The following is an 18,650-nucleotide window of genomic DNA, read 5'->3' as shown; positions in this document are numbered from 1 at the left end:
CAGCCTCCGACCATACTTTGGGGATGCGCCAATGTCGCGACGTCTGGTCAGTCTGACCCTCGACACGCTGGAAGACCTGCCGCGTCCGTGCCGGCAGTGCGTCTACTGGGAGCTGGATCCGGTGGCGGCCGAACGGGCCGGTACGGCTGGCGATCCCGGTTTGGAGAAGGAAGCCTGGGTATCCCAGACCCTCCTGGAGTGGGGCTCCTGCGGCAAGCTGGCCTACGTCGACGGAATGCCTGCCGGGTTCGTCATGTACGCCCCGCCCGCCTACGTGCCGCGGTCGATGGCGTTCCCCACCTCACCGGTCTCCGCCGACGCGGCTCTGCTCACCACGGCACACATCGTGGCGGCCTTTTCCGGCGGTGGTTTGGGGCGGATGCTGGTGCAGGGCGTCGCCCGAGATCTCACCAAGCGCGGTATCAAGGCCATCGAGGCGTTTGGCGACGCCAAGTTCGGGGAGGCGGGGGAAGGGCGCGGCGGATGTGTCGCCCCGGCCGACTTCTTCCTCTCCGTCGGCTTCAAGACGGTGCGGCAACACCCCCGCTATCCCCGGCTGCGACTGGAGTTGCGTACGGCGCTGTCGTGGAAGTCCGACGTCGAGTACGCCCTGGAGAAGCTGCTCGGCTCGATGAGCCCGGACAGTCTGCTCCGGCCGGTCCGGCCGGCGACCCGGTCCACGACGATCGGCTGAGCCCCGGATAAGTCGGGGCCGCGCATTGTCTGGGACTGACGCCCGCCCGGCCCAGGGGCGAACTCGGCCGAGGGGCGTGCTTGTCTGGGATAACGCCCACCCGGCCCAGGGGCGAACTCAGCCGGGGGGGGGCGAACTCAGCGGCCGGCCGCCATCGCCGCCCGGAGTTCGCTGACGTCGATCGACCCAGTCGGCACGTCCTGCTCGACGGGGTAGTACATCCGTTGAACGGCGGCGACGATCGCCTCCACGACCCGGTCTCGGAAACGCGGGTCGATGAGCCGGTCACGGTCGGTGGCCGAGGTCAGATAGCCGACGTCGACGCGTACCGCCGGCATCCGGGTCAGGCGGAGCAATTCCCAGGTCTTGGCGTGGGTACGGCAGTCGTTCATTCCGGTCCGGGCCACGATCTCCCGTCGGACCAGGTCGGCCAGCCGCTCGCCGACTGTCGAGGTGACGCCGTTGTCCGTGCCGTAGTGGTAGCTGGCCACCCCGTTGGCCTCGGGATTGGCGTGGCGGTCGACGTGGAGGGAGATGAAGAGGTCGCCGCCGAGTTCGTTGGCCAGTTCCGCCCGGGCCAGGTCTGGCAGGGAAGCGGCCGGCGCGGGGCCCCGGGTGAGGTGTACTCGCATGCCGGCGGCACCGAGTCGCCCTTCGAGGCGGGTGGCGAGGTCGTAGGTGAGGTCGGCCTCGGTCCAGCGCAGGTGGCCGTCGGGGACCACCACTCCGGGATCGGCTGAGCCGTGGCCGGGGTCGATGATGATCACCTTGCCGACCAGGGTGGGGCCGGACTGCCGAAATGCATCCGCTTCCCGAAGCCACTGCGGCCGACCGCCGACCACCTTGCGTCCCAGCCGGCGTAGCGCGTTCATCGTCTGCGGCCCACACGCGCCGTCCGAGGTGGCCAGCCCGACCTCCCGTTGGAACTGGGCCACAGCCCGAGCCGTCCGAGCACCGTAGACGCCGTCTGCCCGACCGACGTCGTACCCCATCTCCAGCAGGCGTTCCTGGAGCGACCGGACGTCCTCGCCGGTAAGTGGGTCGGGGATGGCGTGGTAGAGCGTACGGGCGCCGAGCCGCCACCGAGCGGCGTCCAGCGCGCGCCAGGTCTCCGCACCGACCTGTCCGTCGACGCTCAGCCCTCGGCTCTGCTGGAAGGCGCGTACGGCACGCTCGATTTTCGCCTCGAACTCGTCGTCAGGCGCTACAGGGTCGTCGTTGGGCCCTACGGGATCGGTGTCGAGCAGGTCGAGACCGACCAGGATGCCACGAATCTCCTGGACGGCAGGGCCGCGGTCACCTCGTCGGATCGGACGCACGAAAGACCCCCTCTGCACGATTCTCTGCTGGTGGGGCCCGTCCCGGCCGGTGGTACGCCGATCGGCGACGCAGACTCCAGCTTTGCTGTGAGCACGCTTCCGGGAGCGTACCGTGACGTAATGGCCGGTGCTCCCGGTTGGCCGGATGCCGATGCGGCGAAAGCCTGCGCGGTTCGCCGACCGGGCCGCTGGATGATACGACTCGCGCCCGCAGCCAACTGGCCGCAGGCGCGAGGTCTGTTCGATGCGGGGCGGGGTGTGACGACACCCTGCCGGATGAGCGGTCTGCGGACCACCCAAGTTGGTTGAGGCGGTCGACGGACCTTCTAGATCGTCAGAGTGCCGCCTCGATCATCTTGACCAGGGTGCCCTTCGGCCTGGCTCCGGCGACCGACTGCACCGGCTCCCCGCCCTTGAACACGGTGAGGGTCGGTACGGACATCACCCGATAGGCCCGGGCCGTCTCCGGGTTCTCGTCGATGTTGAGCTTGACGATCGACACCTTGTCGCCCATCTCGCCAGCGATCTCCTCCAACAGCGGCGCGACCTTGCGGCAGGGCATGCACCACTCGGCCCAGAACTCGACCAGCACCGGCTTGTCGGACTGAAGCACGTCGCCGACGAAGCTACCGTCGGTGACCGGCTTTACTGCTCCCACTGAGACCCTCCTCGGGCAACTTCTGATTATTCGTCTTTCGACGTTGCCTACTCTTCTTCCAACGTCGCGATGAACCGCTCAGCGTCCAGTGCGGCGGCGCAGCCGGTGCCGGCTGCGGTGATGGCCTGGCGGTAGGTGTGGTCCACCAGGTCGCCGGCCGCGAAGACCCCGGGCACGTTGGTACGGGTCCCGGGCGCGTCGACCTTGACGTAGCCGCTCTCGTCCAGCTCGACCTGTCCCTGGAAGAGTTCGCTGCGCGGGTCGTGACCGATCGCCACGAAGACCCCACTGACGTCCAGCGTCTTCGCCTCGCCGGTGTGCACGTTACGCAACCGGATGCCGACTACCTTGCCGTCCTCGCCGAGGATTTCCTCCACGATGCTGTTCCACTCGACCCGGATCTTCTCGTTGCCGAGCGCCCGGTCCGCCATGATCCGGCTGGCCCGGAATTCGTCCCGCCGGTGGACGATGGTCACCGACGAGGCGAACTTGGTCAGGAACGTGGCCTCCTCCATCGCCGAGTCGCCGCCACCGACCACCACGATGTCCTGGCCACGGAAGAAGAACCCGTCGCAGGTGGCGCAGGACGACACACCCCGGCCGAGGTATTCCTGCTCACCGGGGACCCCGAGGGGCCGCCACGCCGAACCGGTGGCGAGAAGGACCGCCTTCGCGCGGTACGCGGTCTCCCCCACGTAAACGGTGCTCGCCGCCGCCGATCCCGGCGTACCGGTGTCGACCAACTCGACCCGGGTCACGTCGTCGGTGATGAACTCGGCACCGAAGCGCTCGGCCTGCTTGCGCATCGAGTCCATCAGCTCCGGGCCGAGGATTCCGTCCGGGAAACCCGGGAAGTTCTCGATCTCGGTGGTGGTCATCAGCGCACCACCGGACTGCACACCCTCGATGACGAGTGGTTTGAGGTTTGCCCGTGCCGCGTAGACCGCCGCCGTGTATCCGGCCGGCCCTGAGCCGATGATGATCAGGTTACGGACCTCGTCCACTGCCATCTCCCGATAGTCGTGTCTTCCTCACCAGTACGGCGTACCGGCACCGGCTCGTCACCGGTATCCAGCGGGACACCGGTCGTGCACAGCAGAACAGCATCGTATGGACGGAGATTCCCGAGCCGGTCATCCGGTGGGTCACGTCACGTGGACGGCCATACCCGCTGGGACTGTCGAATCACCCTACCCGGGTGTGATGCCGCTCGTCGGTGCCGACGTTGGGCAGACCACACTCGGGACCGACTGCCCAGGCCCACCGCGTACCGGCCTGGTCGGTGAAGGAGATCACCAGAGCGGGGCTGCCCTCGAACTTGGCGTAGTCCACGATATCCACCGTCAACGTGCCGGCGCCGCCGTGTGCGCGAGCCACCGCGTCGAGGCAGCCGGTGAGCGCGCCTCGATCGGAGAGCCGTTCCAGGCCGTACGCGCCGGCGGCTCGGGACTGCTCGGGCGTCCCGTTGGGCTGCTCGCCGGAGTCCGTCTCCGTCGTGTTGATCCGCTGCCCGCTCAGGGCGGCCACCCGGTCGGCAAGGGTGCTGGCGGCGTAGTTGGTGCCGCTGGAGGTCGACGTCATCGCGGCGGCATCCACCGGAGCCTGCGGAGCGCCGAGGATGTTGGCCGGTGTCCTGTCGCCCTCGGCACGTTCGGCACCTGGGCCGCTGACCGCTGCTCCGCTGGACCTGTCCGCGCCGTCGGAGCCGGTGAGTCGGGGAAGCCCGAAGCCGGCGAACGCGGTGACGGCGGCGGCGACCGCCACCGGGCCGGCCAGCCGCGACCATCGCCGCCGGGAGCGGGCGGCCCGGCCCGGCCCGGAGGATGCGACGCCTCCATGTGGTGCGCCCGCCGGTCGCCGGCCGGGGCGCTCGCCGGGGTCGGCCGGCTCGGTAGCCGGGCTCGGAGCCCGTACCGTGGTGACGTCCGCGAGGGCTGCGGCATTTGCGAAGTTCGCGTCCTCCGCGAGGGACGCGTCCGCAAGGGGTACGGCCTCCGCGAGCGGTGCGTCCGCGAGGGATACGGCCTCCGCGAGGGCCGCGGTGAGTCGGGCCGTCACCGCGTCCGGCATCGGCTCCGGTACGGCGCCCCAACTCGCCAGGTCGACACCGACCGCGTCGACGGCGGTGGTGACTTCGGCGTACGCCTGAGCCCAAGTGGTGTTCGAGGCGATCAGCCGGGCCACCTCCGCCTCTCCGGGGGTGCCGGCCAGCGCCCCGCCGACATAGTCGGCCAGCAGGTCGAAGTCGACCTCCCCGAACTGGCCCCCCGTCACTTTTCCTCCTGGCTGACGTCGTGTCCCGACCGGCTTGACCCTGATCGGACGCGGTTGCCGGGTGCGGGGTTCCCGAGGGTGACCGCAGGCACGTCGGTGCCGGCTCGGGCGGGTACGGGGATGTCCGTGGCGCGGGCCGTGGTGGGCTCCGTTGCCGAGCCGCCACCTGGCCCTCGGGCCGAGTCACTGCCGTGCCCTCGGGCCGAGTCACTGCCGTGCCCTCGGGCCGAGTCACTGCCGTGCCCTCGGGCCGAGTCACTGCCGGATCCTGGGGCTCGTTCACGGGGCGGGCCCGTACGTAGGTGGCCGAGGATCTGGGCAAGTCTGGCCCGTCCCCGCGCGCATCGACTCTTTACGGTGCCCTCGGCCACCCCGAGTATCACCGCGACCTCGGCGACCGGGTAGCCCTGGACGTCGACCAGGATCAGGGCGGTCCGTTGCTCGACGGGCAACTCGGCCAGGGCCTGCCGGACGACGAGCGCGGTGTCGTGGTCCGGTGCGGGCGCGGCCGGTTCGATTCCGCTGAACCGGTCGGAGTCGGCCGGGCGGGAGCCGTCGGGCAGCGGGACGGTGGGATGGGCCTGGCGGCGGCGGATCCGGTCGAGACAGGCGTTGACCACGATCCGGTGTAGCCAGGTGGTGACGGCGGCATCCCCCCGGAACCGGGGAGCGGCCCGGTGGGCGGAGAGCAGTGCGTCCTGAAGCGCGTCGGCTGCCTCCTCCCGGTCGGAGACGGTGCGCACCGCGACCGCCCAGAGCCGGTCGCGGTGTCGGTGGAGGAGTTGCGCGAAGGCGTCCGGATCGCCGTCGACGTGTGCGCGGAGCAGTTGCTCGTCGGTCAGGTCGACGAGCCGGTGCGGACCACCGGCCGTTGCCCGACCCACGGTCGTGGGCTGTTCACCCGGCCCGCCGTCCGGGCCGGAGGGTGCGAGTTCGGTCATGGCGGACCCCCAGCCGGTTGGCTGGTGACCTGCCAGGACCGGGTGGTCACAGCCCGATGACCGTGATCTCCTGGACGCCGATCTTGTATCTGCCCGGCTCGTCGAGCGGCAGATCGGTGATCCAGAGCAGCAGGTACTGGTATTTCGCGTCCGGGTCGAACGCGCTGAAGTCCATGGTGGATCCGGCGTTCTCGAACGGCACACCGACCGGGTTCTTCAGGTAGGTGCTCACGAGTTGCTTGTCACCGGCCTGGGTAGCCGGTGGGTTGACGGTGCCGGTGAACAGTTGGGCGGTGGCTCCCCGAGCGGAGAGCAGCACCTGCACGGAGTTGAGGGTGCGGGGCTGTTGCAGGTCGATGAGGATGCCCATTCCCCGCTTGAGGTTGCCGAAGTTGGAACGGCCCCGGTAGCTCTCGGTGTACCAGCCCTCGTTGGTGTCGCCGTCGACGGTCTTCTCAGCACCCCTGACCTCAGATCGGCTGCCGTCGCCGTCGGGATCGATGATCCGTACCTGGGTGCCGCTGAGCGAGATCTTTTCGGGCTTGCCGACCGGTTGGGCGGGGGCGCCGCTGGACGGGTCACCGGCGCCGGACGTGGGAGTCGGCCCGGCGGTGGGCTGGTCGTCGTCGCTGTTCAGTGCCTGCACGCCGAGGAAGAGGCCGACCAGGGCGATGACCAGCAGGCTGGCGATGCCGATAATGAGTTTTCGACCGCCGCTCACCGGGGGCGGCATCGCCTCGGTGCTGGTTGTGAAGCGCAGTGGTCCGGTGTCGAGGTACTGCTCCTCGGCGGGAGCGTCGAGCCGGGCCAGTTCCGCGGCCAGTACGTCCGAGGCGGGCACCGCGAGCTCGGAGTCGAGCAGGTCCATGGTCAGATCGTCGAGGTAGGTCGGAACGCCGGCCCGGACCTGGCGTGGTGCGGCGATTGCGCCGCTGCCGTCGCGGACCGCGTCGGCCAGCGCCGAGCGGCCTCGACCACTCGAACCGGAGGTAAGCGAGGCCTCGGCGTGCGGCCAGCGACCGGTGAGTGCGAAGTAGAGGATGCCGCCGACGGCACGTACGTCGGTTTCCGGGGTGTCCGCACCATCGGAGCGCCCGTCAGCGAGCACCACGCGACCGTCGCTGTCCACCATCACCGTGCCCGGATGGATGTTGCCATGCACCATCCCGGTGGTGTGTACGGCGGCGATGGCACCGGCGACGGCGTGGGCGATGCTGGTGGCCCGAGCGGGATCGAGGACCCCCTCGGCGACCAACTCACGCAGCGACCGGCCGTTCACCCATTCCCGTACGACGTAGGCGCGGTCCTCCTCGTCGATGGCGTCGTAGACGCCGACCAGGTTGGGGTGGATCACGCGGCTGGCGGCAACGGCACCCTGCAACATTTCCTTGGCCGAGTCACCACCCGGGTACCGCAGCACCACCGCCACCGGCCGGCGGAGCACCACGTCGACGCCCCGCCACACCTGTCGGCCGGCGCTGTCGTCGTTGATGTGCTCGGCCAACTCGTACCGCTCGGCAAGAACCTCACCGACCGCGGGCGTACCGAAGGTCATTACCGGCGGGGCGGATCCATCCGCCTCCTGGCCTTCGCCGACCTGGGTCACCCGTCCTCCCTCGGTGAACTTGTCAATCGATGGACCCGCACTGCTGGGCATTGGCTTCCCGCTCCGCCGTCGAAGGAACCGGCCGGCAGCGTCCTTGCATAGCGTAGGCGCTTGCCGCACCCGACGGGAGCGACCTTACCCGGGTTCGACTGATCCCCGACATGTCATCTTGCGGTCGTACCCTCCAAGGTGCCAGGAGTGCGGTGATACGTCCAGGTACGGAGACCGTCATCCGGGTTGGCTACTCCAACAATTAGTAACGAATCAGAAGAATCCTCGCAGGTATCGATGAATTTGCCGGTGTCATCCGGGCAAATCGCGAGGTCATCGCCCTTGCTGTTCGGTACGTCGGGACGAGCGAGCCCCAGTGAACCGCCCGCCCTGTCCGGCGTGGCTCCAGTGGGGCACATCCTGGTACGTCGAGAGCCGGCCGGCGTTTCCGAGCTGCCGGTATGTCGGGAGGATCGGGCAGGTCAGCGAGTTATCCACAGGCTGGACGTGGCTGTGGACGGGGAAATCGACAAGTTATCCACAGCCCTGTCCACAGCTGTGCCCGTGGGTGTGGACACCCGCAAGGGAGGGTGGCGCGGATCACCGACCCAGTTTGCGACGGACCATTCCGATCACTTCGTTGATCTCCTGAATCCGCAGCAGCACGGCCAGCCCGACGTAGCTGCCGCCGATCACCGCACCGCCCACCACCAGTTGGAGGATCGCCTCCGCCCGGCTGAGATGCTCTCCGCTCGGCAGCAGGTTGATCACGACCAGGCCGACTACGGCGGCACCGAGCGCGGCAGCCAACACCTTGCCGAGGGTCTGCGCGATCTCACCCATGCCGATCCGGCCGATCCGGGGCCGGAGTAGCCAGGCGGAGAGTACGGCGGCGGCGACGTACGACACCGCGTTGCCGAGCATCAGACCGGAAGCCGTGAACTCGGCGGAGAAGGCCGCGAAGAGCCCGATCTGGACCAGCACCCGGAGCACCACCACCGGAATGTTGATCAGGGCCGGCATCCGGGTGTCGGGCAGGGCGTAGAAGGCGAAGGTGAAGAGTTGGCTGATCGAGAACGGCACCAGTGCCACTGCGGCGACGATCAGCACCGTCGAGGTGGCGAGTGCGCTGTCCGCGTCGTACGCGCCCCACTTGAAGAGGGCGACCGAGATCGGCAGTGCCAGCACGCCGAAGAGGACCGCGACCGGCGCGAGCACGGCGGTGATCATCCGGGTGCCCCGGGACAGGTCGCGGGTCATGTCGGTGAAGCGACCGTCCCCGGCGGCGGCGCTCATCCGGGGCATCAACGCGGTCACGATCGAGACGGCGATGATGCCGTGCGCCATGTTGAGCAGCAGGAAGACGTTGTTGTAGATCGTTGGACCGGCACCGTTCTCCTTGCCAGCCTGGTTGAGCAGACGGAACAGGATCGCCAGACCGACCTGGCTGACCGCCACGTAGCAGATCATCCAGCCGCCGAGCCGACCCAGCTCGCGTAGGCCGAGGGCCCGGAAGTCGAAGCGCCAGCGCCAGCGGAAGCCCACCTTGCGCAGCGCCGGGAGCAGACCGGCCGCCTGGACGATCACCCCGAGCAGGGTGCCGCCGCCGAGCAGGATGATCCGGCCGGGGGTCATCTGGTCGGGCTCGACGATCTTCGCCCCGAAGATGGCGATGTAGAGCCCGAAGGTGGTGATGACCACCAGGTTGTTCAGGATCGGTGCCCACATTGGGGCGGCGAAGTGCCCCCGGGTGTTGAGCACCGCGCTGATCAACGCCGAGAGACCGGTAAAGAAGATCATCGGCAGCATCAGGTAGGAGAGCAGCGTGACCAGTCGCTGGAATCCGGGGACATTATCGCCGCCGTAGAGCGAGGTCAGGATCGGTGCGGCGGCGACCGCCGCCACCGTCGCCACCCACAGGGCGAGCACCGCCAGGGTGAGCAGCCGCTGGGCGTACGCCTGGCCGCCGTCCGGATCGACCTTGCGCCGCTGCACCAGCACCGGGATCAGGACGCTGGTCAGGATGCCGCCGAGCAGGAACTCGTAGACCATGCCCGGGAAGATCTGCGCCGTGGTGTACGCGTTGCTCACCCCGAGCGTACCCAGCGCGGAACCGAGCGCCACGGTGCGCAGGAAGCCCGTACCCCGGCTGACCAGACTGCCGGCCGCCATGATCGCGCTGTTGCCGGCGGCGCTGCCCTCGACGGGTGGCTCCGGTGCCGGCGCGGTGGTCTCGACCATCGGCTGGTCGAGCCGGTCGACCGAGATGTAGGTGGCACCGTCGCGCGGTGGGGGAACCCCGTCGGGCGTGGCGTTCGCGCTGCGGTAGAGCCCGCCACCCATGCCAGCCTCCCAGGGGGATATCGCGGACGGGCTGCCCGCCAGCACCCTCAGACCTTAGTCAACCCGTACCTGGTTCCGGCGTCCCGGCATCCGCATGGCTCTTCGCCGCCCGCCGATCGGGAGGACGGCACCGCCCGATAGGCTGGCGCTCCCATGTCCGAAGCCTCCGTATCCAGCGCCCCCGACCGGCGCGATCTGACCGCCGCGCAACGCAACGCCGTCGCCGAACTGCTCCGGGTCTCCCCGGTCGCCGACGAGCTGGGCCGTCGCTTCGCCCAGGCCGGTCACGAGTTGCACCTGGTGGGCGGCTCGGTCCGGGACGCGCTGCTCGGTCGGCTCGGCGACGATCTCGACTTCTGCACCGACGCCCATCCGGACCAGACCCTGCGCATCCTCAAGGGCTGGGCCGAGTCGACCTGGGAGACAGGCCGCGAGTTCGGGACGATCGGAGCGCAACGCACCGGACTGCGACTGGAGATCACGACCTTCCGGGCGGAATCCTACGATCGCGTCACCCGCAATCCGATCGTCGAATACGGGACCAATCTTGTCGACGACCTGAAGCGACGCGACTTCACCATCAACGCGATGGCGGTCAGCCTGCCCGAGCACCGGTTCACCGACCCGTACGGCGGGCTGGAAGATCTGGCCGCCCGGGTCGTCCGTACGCCGGGCACGCCGGAGGAGTCGTTCGGGGACGACCCGTTGCGGATGCTGCGGGCCGCCCGCTTCGTCGCCCAGCTCCGGTTCACCGTGCACCCGGCGGTACGCGCGGCGATGGCGGCGATGGCCACCGACCTGGACCGGATCACGGCCGAGCGGATTCGTGACGAGTTCACCAAGCTGCTCTGCGGTGCCGACCCGATCACTGGGCTGCGGCTGCTGGTGGACACCGGCCTGGCCGACCGGTTCCTGCCCGAGCTGTCCGGACTGAAGCTGGAGATCGACGAGCACGCCCAGCACAAGGACGTCTACGAGCACACCCTGACCGTGGTCGCCAACGCGATCCGGCTCGAAGCCGGTGACTGTGACTTCGTACTGCGGATGGCCGCGCTCATGCACGACGTGGGCAAGCCGGCGACCAAGGCGGTCGGATCGGACCGGCGGGTCAGTTTCCACCACCACGAGGTGGTCGGAGCCCGGCTGACCAAGCAGCGGATGAAGGCGCTGCGCTACCCCAAGGACGTGACGTCCCAGGTAGTCAAGCTGGTCGGGCTGCATCTGCGGTTCTACGGCTACGGTCGGGGCGAGTGGACCGACTCGGCGGTACGCCGCTACGTCACCGACGCCGGCGACCTGCTGTCTCGGCTACACAAGCTGACCCGGTCCGACTGCACCACCCGTAACCGGCGCAAGGCGGCCCAACTCTCGGCCGACTACGACGCGTTGGAGGAGCGGATCGCCCGGATCGAGGCCGAGGAGGACCTGGCCCGGGTCCGCCCCGACCTGGACGGCAACGCGATCATGGAGCTGCTCGGCGTACCGCCGGGGCCGATCGTCGGGCGGGCCTGGAAACACCTCAAGGAAGTACGCCTGGAGCGCGGCCCACTGGACCGGGACGAGGCCGAGGCGGAACTGCTGCGCTGGGCCCGCGAAGAGGGACTGACCAGCTGAGGGCACTGGCCTTACCCGCTGAAATAGAAGATCGCCGCCCCAGACCGGGACGGCGATCTTCTCGCTCGGTCAGCGGCTACTTACTGCCGGATGCCTCGACGGTGTTGCCGTCGACCACGGCCCCGCCGTTGCGCTTGCCCAACTCGCTGGCCCCACCCAGCTTGGCGAGCAGCCCGGCCAGGTCGATACCGGTCAGGTCGGTGCCCAACTGGAGCCCCTGCGCCACGTTGCTGGCCACCGACTTGGTCAGCGACGAGGCACCGTCGGTGGAGATGACGGTCATCTTGTCGATGCCGCTCATCGGAGCGCTGGCCGCCTCGACCACCTGCGGCAGCACCTTGACCAGCAGGTCGAGTACGGCGGCCTCGCCGTACTCGGCGAACGCCTCCGCCTTGCGGGCCATCGCCTCGGCCTCGGCCTGGCCCTTGGCCAGGATCGCCGCCGCCTCCGCCTGACCTTCCCGCTCGACCGCGTCGGCGATGGCGGTACGGCGACGCTGCTCCGCCTCACCCTCCTTGGCACCCTCGATCGCGTTCGCCTCGGCCAACGCGGCCCGGCGGGCCCGCTCACCCTCACCGGTCAGTCGGGCCTGCTCGGCGGCGGCCTGAGCGGCGGCGATGGTGGCCTGCCGCTTCGCGTCGGCCTCCAACACTGCCGCGTTGCGGGACGCCTCGGCCTCCTGCTCGACCTTGTATCGGGCAGCGTCGGCCGGCTTGCGGACCTCGGTGTCGAGCTGGCGCTGCTTGAGTTCGGCGTTGCGCTCGGCCACCTTCTGCTGCTCGGAGAGGATCGCCTGGTCCCGCTCGGCCTGGGCGAGCGGCCCGGCCGCCGCCGACTTGGCCTTGGCGGCGTCGATCTCTGCCGCGATGGACGCCTGCTTGAGGGCCAGGTTGCGGTTCGCCTCGGCGATTGCCTCCTCGGCGAGCAGCCGCTCCTGCTCGGCGGCCTGCCGGGCGCGGGCCTCGGCGATGGCCGCGTCCTTGAGCACCCGGGCTGCCTCCGGCCGACCCAGGTCCTGAAGGTAGGACCCTTCGGCGAGGATGTCCTGCAACTGGAAGGTGTCGAGCACCAGACCCTGGTTGGTCATCGAGTGTTCGGCTTCCTCGGCGACCGCGCTGGCGAAGGCGGCCCGGTCCCGGATGATCTCCTCGATGGTCAGCCGGCCGACGATCGAGCGGAGTGCACCGGCCAGCACCTCCCGGGTGAAGTCCTCGATCTCGTCCTGCTGGTGCAGGAACCGCTGGGCGGCGGCGCGGATCGCGTCCTCGGTGCCGCCGACCTTGACGATCGCCACACCGTGCAGTTCGACCCGGATGCCCTGCTTGCTGACCGCGCCCTTGATGCCGACGTCGATGCGGCGGCTGGACAGGTCGAGGGACTGCAGCTTCTGCACGACCGGCAGGACGAAGACGGAGGCACCGAGGACGACCTTCTGGCCGGACATGTCGGTGGACCGGGCACCGTCGGCGGTCTGGGTGGTGCGGCCCTTGCGGCCGGTGACGATGAATGCCTCGTTGGAGCCGGCGACCTTGATCCGGGAGAGCACGAAGAGGACGAGAATGATGGCGAGCAGAACCGCCCCGCCGATAGCGACGAGCAGTGGCATGTAGCTCCTTATCCGACGTGAGGGGTTGCTTCGACCAGGACGCTGGTGTCGCTGAGGGCCTCGATGACGAAGACCTGGGTACCGGTCGCGATCGGTTCTTCAGCCTTGGCGTTGAGCTTGACCGGCTGGCCGCCGACGCGTACCCGGACCTCGCCGTAGCCGGCCGCCGGGATCGGGGTCACCACGACACCGAGCGAGCCGACCAGGTGGTCACGGGTGGGGGTGGCGTCGGTACGCATGTTGCGGGCGGCTCGGGCGAGCCGTACTGCCAGCCAACCGGTGGGCACTGCGGCGAGGACACCGACGCCGGCCGCAACGGCGACGGTGCCGGGGGTACGGGCGTCGAGCAGCTCACTGGCGATCGCCCCACCGAACCCGAGCGCGCCGACGAAACCGGCGACCGCCTCCAGGGAGACCGGACCGTCCACATCGGGCTGCCCGAAGCTGAACATCTCGGCACCGAGCAATGCGACGGCGAGCACCACCAGACCCACTCCACCGATGATGAGGAAGATCAGGGTTGCCGTGGCCATGCCCGGAGAGTAGCCCCCATACGCAAGAAGTAGGAGGTCGCGGCAGTCGCCGCGACCTCCGCTACGTCAGTTGCCGTCGGGTCACTCGAAGGCCGTCGTGTAGACCCGGACCTTGTAGAACTCGGCGCCGGTGCGGGTCTTCGCCTCGGTGGCCGTACCGCTGGCGTCGAAGAACTGCACGGTCGGGCTGCCCCAGGTACGGGAACCGGTGTTGTCGGCACGGACCCAGGCCCGCTCGCCGCCGGAGTGGTTGACGTACGCCTTCACCCGGGTCGTTCCGGAGAGCGTCGTGAGGGCGAACGTGGTGGTGTCGACCGAGAAGACCCCGGTGGTGTGGGTGATGAAGAGCGTGTTCGGATCGGTGTACGGCGCGAACAGGTCATGGCCCATGTTGGGCTTCACCACCCCGTCCGAGTTCGTGTACGTACCGAGGTTGATCGTGCCGATCGCGGTGAGCCGGGTGTCCCGGTACGTTCCGGTGATGCGGTAGCGGACGAGTTTGCCCTCGCCGATCGCCCAGAGATACTGGTGGGTCGGGTCGTAGAGCACCCCGTGCGCCCCGGGCAGACTGATTTTCTGCACCTGCGCGAGAGTGCTCGGCTTGCTGATCGCGGTCGGGGAGTACAACGTCAGGTAGCCGCCCGAGCTGGCCACCACGATGGATCCGTTGTCGGGGATGCGTTCGATCGAGTGCGGGTTGCCGCCGGGGGTGGCCTGCCAGAGGATGTCGGCGGTGGTGGCCGTCCGCTGGCCGTCCTTCACGTCGACGATGGCGGCCTTGCCGCCGGAGGCGGTGACCAGGGCGACCGTGCCGAACGCGGCGGTGCCCCGGAACTTCACCCCGGAGAGGTTCTGCCACTGCCCGGTGGTGGCCCGTGCCCGTGGCGTCGAAGAACTGCACGGTCGGGCTGCGACGTTAGCCTCGGTCTTTCGTGCGCCCAGCGGACCTGGAGGTGAGTGTGTAGTTCATCTGGGGTCGTAAGCTCGTCGTCGCCTGCCGGTGGGAGTCCGGTCCGGGTAGCTGCCAGGAGGCCCGGTAGCAGGCTGCCGGCGTCGAGGGGAAACGCTCGGCGTCGAAGCGCAGCGTCGAAAGCCCTATTGGGGGAGCGACTGGGCGGTCCGTAGCATGACGCGAAGCCTGCGGCGTCGTTAGAGGTCCTGCCCTTGTGGTGGGGCAGAGGGAGTGCCGAGCCCCCGAAATCAGGGTGAAGGCCATGGAAGCGGTGTAGCTCCTGGATTGCAGCCGCGAAGAACTCCCCGGCGTATGGGGCGCGGAACGTTCAGATGGTGGCGGCGGGAACTGGGGAGACCCTCCCCAGCCCGGTGACCTGCGGAATCGTGTTGCCGGAGCGTGGTGTCCTATAACCGATGATCTCGGGAAGTGGATCGCTGGCTGGGAGGGAGTCGGAGGCGGCCGTAGTACCGGTTGAGCCGGGCGGACAACACAACCGCCGGTGATGGGAAGGGCCGCTGCTTCGTCGATGCGTACTGCTGATGGAGGGGAGCCTGGTGAGTGCCGGTTCGGCTAGTTCCGCCGCATTGGGGTCCGTGTTGGACCCGGTTCGAGCTTTGCAGCAGGCGCTGTACCGGGCGGCCAAGGCCGATCCTGGGCGTCGGTTCCATGCGCTTCGAGACAAGGTCTTCCGCAGAGACGTCTTGTGGCGGGCGTGGGTCGCGGTGCGCCGTAACAACGGTGCGCCGGGGGTCGACAAGACCACCTTGGGTCAGGTCGAGGAGTACGGGGTGGCCCGGCTGCTCAACGAACTGGCCGCTGAACTGAGGGATGGCAGCTATCGACCGTTACCGGCCAGGCGGGTGCTTATCCCGAAGCCGGGCACGGCCGAGCAGAGGCCGTTGTCGATTCCCGCGGTTCGTGACCGCATCGTGCAGGCGGCGGTGAAGATCGTGCTCGAGCCGGTCTTCGAAGCCGACATGCTGCCGTGCAGCTTTGGGTTCCGCCCGAAGCGGTCGGTGCACGACGCCCTCCAGGTGCTCGTCGACGAGTCCTGGCGGGGTAGGCGGTGGGTGGTCGAGACGGACATCGCCAACTGCTTTTCGGCGATTCCGCACGAAGAGTTGATGCAAGCAGTCCAGGAACGGGTCTGTGACCAGGCGGTCTTGAAGCTCCTGCGAGCGATGCTGCGCGCCGGGGCGATGGAAGACGGCCAGGTCCGGCGACCGGTCACCGGCAGCCCACAAGGCGGTGTGATCTCACCGTTGCTCTGTAACGTCTACCTGCACCGACTTGATCGGGCATGGGACGTGCGGGCGCATGGGGTACTGGTCCGCTTCGCTGACGATCTGCTGGTGATGTGCGTCTCCCGGGCGCAGGCCGAGGCCGCGCTTCAGCGGCTTCGGGACCTGTTGGCCGACCTCGGCTTGGAGCCGAAGGAAGCCAAGACCAGGATCGTGCACCTTGCCGTCGGTGGGGAAGGCGTGGACTTCCTCGGCTTCCATCACCGGCTGGTGCGCGCCTGGGCCCGTACGGGCGGCAAGCAGGTCACCTTCCTGGCCCGCTGGCCCGCGAACAAGGCTATGCAGCACGCCCGCGACCGGATCCGGCAGTTGACGCTCCGGTCAAGGCTCTTGCTGCCCGTGGAATGGATCGTGCAGGACATCAATCTGTTCCTGCGCGGCTGGGCCGGGTTCTTCAAGTACGGCAACTCAGCCCGCCATTTCGAGAAGATCAGGTACTACGCGAAGATGCGGCTGGCATTGGTGATCGCCAAACGGCACAAACGCAGCCGGAAGTTCGGCTGGCAGGTGCTGTCGTTCCAGTCGGGCAACGAGTTGGGCCTGATCGGCCTGGGAACCGTCGTCGCGCCGCGGCCGTTCAAGCCGTGGCGGCGGGACAAGCCGAATGCCGGCGGTGAACGGCGTCGGTGAGCCGTGTGCGGGAGAACCGCATGCACGGTTCGAAGTGGCGGGAGCTGGAAACGGAGCACCATGGCCACGGCCACGGCAGTGGGACACCCGGACGGGGAAACCACCGGAATCAGAAGGCTGCCGGGCCTACCGCCAACCTGGGCCACCGCGCCAGCTCCCGACCCTACATTTGAGTGTGGCCGCATAGCCGATACTCGATGGGTGTGATTCGCGTGGTTGCTGATGTTTTAGCGGCATGCTGAGGACCCGGCGTGGGGCCGGGTTCCTCCGTGTTGACTGGTAGGGGTGTGGGGCTGCGGGATCAGCCGGTGGGTCGGGGTAACGCGGCGAGAGTGGTGAATGCGCTGGTCAACGCGTCGGTCCAGGGCCAGCCGTTGGCGATAGCGAGACGGGTTCGGCGGGCGGTGCGGGTGATCCGGGCTGCGACGTGTAGCAGTCGGTAGCGCAGTTTCTTGGGTTCCGCGGTGGCCAACTCGCCGTTCAGGAGCAGGTTCTGGGTCCAGGCGAGCAGGTCGATGGCGGTCAGGGCGAGTTGCAGCCAGGCCTGGTTGATGGTGAACAGCCGGGACGGGAACCGGCCGAATCCGGTGTCTTTCCCGGTGCGGATGCGGTCTTCGACGCGGGCGTGAGCCCGGTGTCGGGCTTCCAGGAACTGGATGCTGCCACCGCCGGGCGGGGTATCGGTGGCGACGATCTGGTGCCGCCAGCCTTCGATGGTGTCGAACAAGCTCAGTTGTGCGCCGGGGTGTGGGCGTTCCCGGCGGATCAGGAACCGGGTGCCCTCGGGCCAACCGGTGGCGTCGAACAGGCCGGTGATCTCGCAGACTTCGGCATGTTCTCGCAGGTCACCGCCGGTGTCGATAGCGGGGATCCAGCCAGTCGCGGCCCGGATCGCCTCGCGCACGGGTTCGGTGATCGCGGCGCCGACCGAGAACCGGATATCCAGGTGCTGCTGTTGTCGCAGGCCGCGGATGTGGGCGAGGAACCCGTGACTGGAACCGGCAGTGTCGGCGCGGAGCAGGATCGGGCTGCCGTGCCGGCAAACGTCGGGGACCAGGGCGAGGGCCTGGTCGAGGACGGTGATGTGGTCGGTGGTGGTGTTGGAGCCGGCTCGGCCTTCCCGTAGCAGGCCGGCGAGGGCTTCGCCGGTGTTGTCCAGGAAACACAGCAACGGGTGGAACCCGAACGTCTTCTTCCAGGTACGAGTCGCCCCTTCCTTCTCGGAGTGGCAGATCACGATGGTCGCGTCGATGTCCAGGACCAGACCATCAACCTGCTGGCCGGCCGCTATCGGCTGCGGCAGGTCACCGTTCACCTCGGCGTGCTGGGCCCAGGCGACCTCACGGGCGCGTGCCCGCGCGGACTGTAGGCCGGCCAGCATGGGCTGGTCCAGTCGGGACAACATCCGCCATGCGGTTGGGTCGGACGCGACCGGCCCGAACAGGCCGGGCTGGTCACGCAGCACGGCCAGGTCGGCGATGGCCTCACCGCCGCCGGCGAGCATCACCGCCAGATCCACGGCAATCCGGCCCGGATCGTGCCCGCCCTGCCGCTGCCGCAGACCTGCCAAGGCCTCACCGAACGCGCTGGTCAACCCGGTCGCATCAGCGAGATCAGTGAGCAACCGGGCACCGGCATGACCGACCACACCCCGCCCACCACCGGTCACCATGATCTTCGGACGTGTTGCGGTAGCCTTCACCCTGCAAGTGCCTTCCGTGGCGGGACTATGGGACCTTCGACAAGCCCTATTCTCCCTGATCAGAAGGCACTTCTTCGTTCTCGACCCACTCCTTGGACAGCCCTTAACGAAGGGCCGAGGTTAGCTTCACCCGGCAGTTGGGCATCACTGCCGCGCTGAATTGGGCCGCTACCGAATTCGACCTGCCGGCTCTGATCCAGGAAAGCGCAGGCCACGGCAGCAAGACCCGGTCAAGCAGCCCATCGACAACTGGCTGCTACGCGGGCAAGGGAAGGCGGCTTCGCGGCCACTGCGCCGCATCTGACTCATTTCGAGTGTCAATGCCTACCGCAAATTTGTTGAGATCAGCTTATTGTGCCCGACGCGCCGGTGTGCGCCCCAGATCTCAACCCGACCGGGCCCATATGCTCAACTCGTTTAGGCTGGTGTTAAAAAGTTTTTGGCGAGCAATCTCGAATAAATCAATCGAGATTGAGTGACGCT

General features: G+C 68.5%; 14 protein-coding genes. 3 read left to right on the top strand and 11 right to left on the bottom strand.

Going from position 1 to position 18,650, the window contains the following annotated elements; translation table 11 throughout:
* Nucleotides 1-31: 31 nt before the first annotated feature.
* Nucleotides 32-694 (top strand): GNAT family N-acetyltransferase, encoded by a 663-nt coding sequence (locus FHR38_RS14125; RefSeq protein ID WP_184535108.1) that lies wholly within the window; start codon nt 32-34, stop codon nt 692-694.
* 137 nt (nt 695-831) lie between these two features.
* On the opposite strand, the gene FHR38_RS14120 is transcribed toward FHR38_RS14125, so the two are convergent.
* From FHR38_RS14120 to murJ, 7 genes are all read right to left on the bottom strand, one after another.
* A complete protein-coding gene (locus FHR38_RS14120) occupies nt 832-2,013 on the bottom strand; it encodes an N-acetylmuramoyl-L-alanine amidase (RefSeq protein WP_184535107.1) in 1,182 nt (393 codons plus the stop codon).
* 334 nt (nt 2,014-2,347) lie between these two features.
* Complete coding sequence (trxA, locus tag FHR38_RS14115) at nt 2,348-2,671, bottom strand: thioredoxin (RefSeq protein WP_184535106.1); 324 nt, start codon at nt 2,669-2,671, stop codon at nt 2,348-2,350.
* Between the two features lie 47 nt (nt 2,672-2,718).
* Nucleotides 2,719-3,675, bottom strand: a complete 957-nt coding sequence (gene trxB / locus FHR38_RS14110) for a thioredoxin-disulfide reductase (protein WP_184539657.1) — start codon at nt 3,673-3,675, stop codon at nt 2,719-2,721.
* Between the two features lie 181 nt (nt 3,676-3,856).
* Nucleotides 3,857-4,945, bottom strand: coding sequence for an RsmA family anti-sigma factor (locus FHR38_RS14105; RefSeq protein ID WP_184535105.1), 1,089 nt, complete (start codon nt 4,943-4,945; stop codon nt 3,857-3,859).
* A complete protein-coding gene (gene sigM / locus FHR38_RS14100) occupies nt 4,942-5,886 on the bottom strand; it encodes an RNA polymerase sigma factor SigM (RefSeq protein ID WP_184535104.1) in 945 nt (314 codons plus the stop codon). Before sigM ends, FHR38_RS14105 begins: the two co-directional genes overlap by 4 nt.
* Nucleotides 5,887-5,932: 46 nt before the next feature.
* The gene (locus tag FHR38_RS14095; RefSeq protein WP_184535103.1) at nt 5,933-7,543 is read right to left on the bottom strand and encodes a protein kinase family protein; all 1,611 of its coding nucleotides are present in this window, start codon (nt 7,541-7,543) and stop codon (nt 5,933-5,935) included.
* A gap of 540 nt (nt 7,544-8,083) precedes the next feature.
* Nucleotides 8,084-9,826 carry a murein biosynthesis integral membrane protein MurJ gene (gene murJ, locus FHR38_RS14090; protein ID WP_184539655.1) on the bottom strand — a complete coding sequence of 581 codons (1,743 nt, stop codon included), beginning with the start codon at nt 9,824-9,826 and terminating at the stop codon, nt 8,084-8,086.
* Between the two features lie 153 nt (nt 9,827-9,979).
* Here murJ and FHR38_RS14085 point away from each other — a divergent pair, with 153 nt between their 5' ends.
* The gene (locus FHR38_RS14085) at nt 9,980-11,440 is read left to right on the top strand and encodes a CCA tRNA nucleotidyltransferase (protein ID WP_184535102.1); all 1,461 of its coding nucleotides are present in this window, start codon (nt 9,980-9,982) and stop codon (nt 11,438-11,440) included.
* Between the two features lie 76 nt (nt 11,441-11,516).
* Here FHR38_RS14085 and FHR38_RS14080 read toward each other — a convergent pair whose 3' ends face one another.
* From FHR38_RS14080 to FHR38_RS14070, 3 genes are all read right to left on the bottom strand, one after another.
* Complete coding sequence (locus FHR38_RS14080; RefSeq protein WP_184535101.1) at nt 11,517-13,046, bottom strand: flotillin family protein; 1,530 nt, start codon at nt 13,044-13,046, stop codon at nt 11,517-11,519.
* Nucleotides 13,047-13,054: 8 nt separating this feature from the next.
* Nucleotides 13,055-13,579 (bottom strand): NfeD C-terminal domain-containing protein, encoded by a 525-nt coding sequence (locus tag FHR38_RS14075; RefSeq protein ID WP_184535100.1) that lies wholly within the window; start codon nt 13,577-13,579, stop codon nt 13,055-13,057.
* An 81-nt stretch (nt 13,580-13,660) separates the two neighbouring features.
* Complete coding sequence (locus tag FHR38_RS14070) at nt 13,661-14,419, bottom strand: DUF6528 family protein (RefSeq protein ID WP_184535099.1); 759 nt, start codon at nt 14,417-14,419, stop codon at nt 13,661-13,663.
* Nucleotides 14,420-15,148: 729 nt separating this feature from the next.
* Here FHR38_RS14070 and ltrA point away from each other — a divergent pair.
* Entirely contained in the window at nt 15,149-16,465 is a 1,317-nt protein-coding gene (ltrA, locus tag FHR38_RS14065) for a group II intron reverse transcriptase/maturase (RefSeq protein ID WP_246446525.1), read from the top strand.
* Between the two features lie 301 nt (nt 16,466-16,766).
* Here ltrA and FHR38_RS14060 read toward each other — a convergent pair whose 3' ends face one another.
* Nucleotides 16,767-18,167, bottom strand: a complete 1,401-nt coding sequence (locus tag FHR38_RS14060; protein ID WP_184535097.1) for an IS1380 family transposase — start codon at nt 18,165-18,167, stop codon at nt 16,767-16,769.
* Between the last annotated feature and the right edge of the window lie 483 nt (nt 18,168-18,650).

This window comes from Micromonospora polyrhachis (assembly GCF_014203835.1).
GTDB lineage: Bacteria > Actinomycetota > Actinomycetes > Mycobacteriales > Micromonosporaceae > Micromonospora_H > Micromonospora_H polyrhachis.
Note: the sequence above shows the minus strand (reverse complement) of the source record. Positions and strands in the feature narration are given on the sequence as shown.

Excerpts from the sequence above, each read along its gene's own strand:
- FHR38_RS14095 (WP_184535103.1), bottom strand. The coding sequence starts at position 7,543 with ATGCCCAGCAGTGCGGGTCCATCGATTGACAAGTTCACCGAGGGAGGA.
- FHR38_RS14075 (WP_184535100.1), bottom strand. The coding sequence starts at position 13,579 with ATGGCCACGGCAACCCTGATCTTCCTCATCATCGGTGGAGTGGGTCTG.
- sigM (WP_184535104.1), bottom strand. The coding sequence starts at position 5,886 with ATGACCGAACTCGCACCCTCCGGCCCGGACGGCGGGCCGGGTGAACAG.
- FHR38_RS14085 (WP_184535102.1), top strand. The coding sequence starts at position 9,980 with ATGTCCGAAGCCTCCGTATCCAGCGCCCCCGACCGGCGCGATCTGACC.
- FHR38_RS14080 (WP_184535101.1), bottom strand. The coding sequence starts at position 13,046 with ATGCCACTGCTCGTCGCTATCGGCGGGGCGGTTCTGCTCGCCATCATT.
- FHR38_RS14125 (WP_184535108.1), top strand. The coding sequence starts at position 32 with ATGTCGCGACGTCTGGTCAGTCTGACCCTCGACACGCTGGAAGACCTG.
- murJ (WP_184539655.1), bottom strand. The coding sequence starts at position 9,826 with ATGGGTGGCGGGCTCTACCGCAGCGCGAACGCCACGCCCGACGGGGTT.